This window comes from Pseudoalteromonas sp. SR45-5 (assembly GCF_014163565.1).
In the GTDB taxonomy this organism is placed as follows: domain Bacteria; phylum Pseudomonadota; class Gammaproteobacteria; order Enterobacterales; family Alteromonadaceae; genus Pseudoalteromonas; species Pseudoalteromonas distincta.
Map to the genome: position 1 here is coordinate 1 of NZ_JACJDN010000642.1, position 2,202 is coordinate 2,202.

Annotated in this window: 3 protein-coding genes and 1 pseudogene; 2 read left to right on the top strand and 2 right to left on the bottom strand. The window is 38.3% G+C overall.

The features are described 5' to 3' along the window. Positions 1 to 680: pseudogene (locus H5072_RS17450) on the top strand (M28 family metallopeptidase); the annotation flags it as partial. 117 nt (positions 681 to 797) lie between these two features. Beyond that, positions 798 to 1,244, top strand: coding sequence for a DUF4826 family protein (locus H5072_RS17455; RefSeq protein WP_182694272.1), 447 nt, complete (start codon positions 798 to 800; stop codon positions 1,242 to 1,244). 62 nt (positions 1,245 to 1,306) lie between these two features. On the opposite strand, the gene H5072_RS17460 is transcribed toward H5072_RS17455, so the two are convergent. Then, positions 1,307 to 1,765, bottom strand: coding sequence for a GNAT family N-acetyltransferase (locus H5072_RS17460; protein ID WP_182694273.1), 459 nt, complete (start codon positions 1,763 to 1,765; stop codon positions 1,307 to 1,309). Positions 1,766 to 1,919: 154 nt separating this feature from the next. Continuing rightward, a partial coding sequence (locus H5072_RS17465; RefSeq protein WP_310735895.1) for a winged helix domain-containing protein occupies positions 1,920 to 2,202 on the bottom strand: 283 nt, incomplete at its 5' end.

Sequence of the window (2,202 nt, forward strand, 5' to 3'; positions counted from 1 at the left end):
CGCGTATATTTTCAGAAGGTACCCGTGTTGTAGAAACAAAAGAGCAAGCTAATACTCGCCGCTTTACGGGTGGTGAAGTTGATTCGGCGAGTCGAAATTTAGCGCGCTACATAGATACTATTGCTGACAGATACATTCCTAACCTAGATACAATGCTTGTATATCGATTAGATAGATTTGGCCGTGGTGGGCATCATCGTCCATTTAATGATGCAGGTTTTGCAGCAGTGCGTATTATGGAAACTAACGAGCACTACGATCGTCAGCATCAAGATTTACGCACTGAAAATGGCGTTGAGTATGGCGATACTATTGAAGGCGTTGATTTTGATTATACGGCTAAGTTAACTTCACTTAATGCGGTAACGATGGCATCTATGGCGTGGGCGCCCGCACCACCAAAAGAAGTTAAAATAAAGGGAGCTGTTACAGCTGATACGTCGTTTTCATGGCAACAAAGCAGTGATGAAAATATTGCTGGCTATAAAATTTATTGGCGTTACACGAGCGAGCCGCAATGGCAGTTTAGTAAATACGTTGGTAAGGTTTCACAGTACACACTTAAAAACGTAGTGATTGATAATTATTACTTTGGTGTAGCCTCTGTCAGTAAAGACGGTGTTGAGTCGCCAGTAGTATTTCCGGGTGATGTGGGTTCGTTTGATCACGATATAAAATAATAGTTTGGCTAAAAACACAGCAAACAGAGCGCTTTAAGGTGCAAATGACCGTTTTATACTTGCACCTTATTTACTAAGCCCTTAGAGTGTTAAAAAAGAAGTAAAAGGTTAATAAAAATGCAGCAACAAGAAAAAAAGCCATTAACAGCAAAAGAACAAGTTATAACTGATGAGCAAAGAATGCAGTGGCAACGCGAATGTTTTCAAACAGCGCAAAAGCATTTAGCCGAAAAGGGCATTATGCCAAAATCAGTAGTTGATAAAGACAGTCGATTTTTAGCACCACTTTGTGCAATGTGGAAATTTAAAGCACAGAACGGTAAAACATATTGGGTAGTAACAGGGCGGTTACCTACAGATCATGCTGAAGTAAGTGCAGCTACAGATGCGCGTGATGCAATGCGTTACTTTTCTTTGCAGTGGCAATTAAAAGCGGATCAAATTATGAGTACAGGCGCGCGTGATAAAACACAGGTAGACTTTGCTAACTTACTTATAAACAGAGCACATGGCTTGTACGAAATGTATGATAATGAACCGCTGTGGGCAAATGAGGTAAAGTAACGACAGTTTGGGTTAAGTAAAAAAGTAGAGGGTGATAGCTTATATATCGCCCTTCTCTTTATCTAATGGACAAGTGTGAAGGGAGTAGTATTAAACGCCGAAACAGGGCATTGCATACGTTGCCTAGGAATTCCCGCCTCCATAAATACATTCCCTTGCTGAATAAAGCCATTGCGCTTAAAACGCTCTACTTCATTTAAAATACAATTAATGCTTACTTCTTCAATACCTTGGTTTGACGCTAATTCTACAATAAAGTTGAGAAGCGATTTATATACTTTGCGATTACGGTGCTCAGGTAATACAGCTATTCTGCCGATTAAGCCATCTTTACATAATCTACCTGTTGCTATTGGGCAGTTTGCATCGTCTGTAACAAGTACATGTAATGCAATTTTATCTAGGCTATCAAATTCGATATGCTTGGGGATATGTAACTCGTAAACAAAAACTCGCTCTCGAATTTTTTGTAGCATATCTTTTTTTATATGCCATTCAACCTTATCAACCAGATAGCCCATTGCAAACTCCTATTGATACCAAATTAGAATGAGTAAGCAATCACAGCAAAATTATTTAAGCCAATATCAGATGAAAATTAAAAATTTTAACTGACCTGTATACATAATATCTTACGCTGTAAAATGCTCATCATTATTAATATAATTGGTATTATTACTCGTGGTCTATATTAAACCAGATCCCCTCATTAACAAGTGTAGTAAAAGTTTGAGTAAAAACTAAACTTGGCTTTGTTAAATTTAATGCTGAACTTTCAAACTCAGTATGATCGGTAAGTAGTTTAACCGCCGCTAAGTCGGTTAACGGCATAGCGTAATTTTCGCCATTTACACATAGTAAAACTTCTGTATCGAGTTGCTGATAAATAGCGCGTGTGCCACCTAAGCGTTCAAACACTGTTTCTTCATTACTTAAATCATCGCTTATTTGCTCTGAC

Bases quoted from the DNA above. Each gene is read 5' to 3' on its own strand.
- H5072_RS17455 (WP_182694272.1), top strand. From the start codon at position 798: ATGCAGCAACAAGAAAAAAAGCCATTAACAGCAAAAGAACAAGTTATA.
- H5072_RS17460 (WP_182694273.1), bottom strand. From the start codon at position 1,765: ATGGGCTATCTGGTTGATAAGGTTGAATGGCATATAAAAAAAGATATG.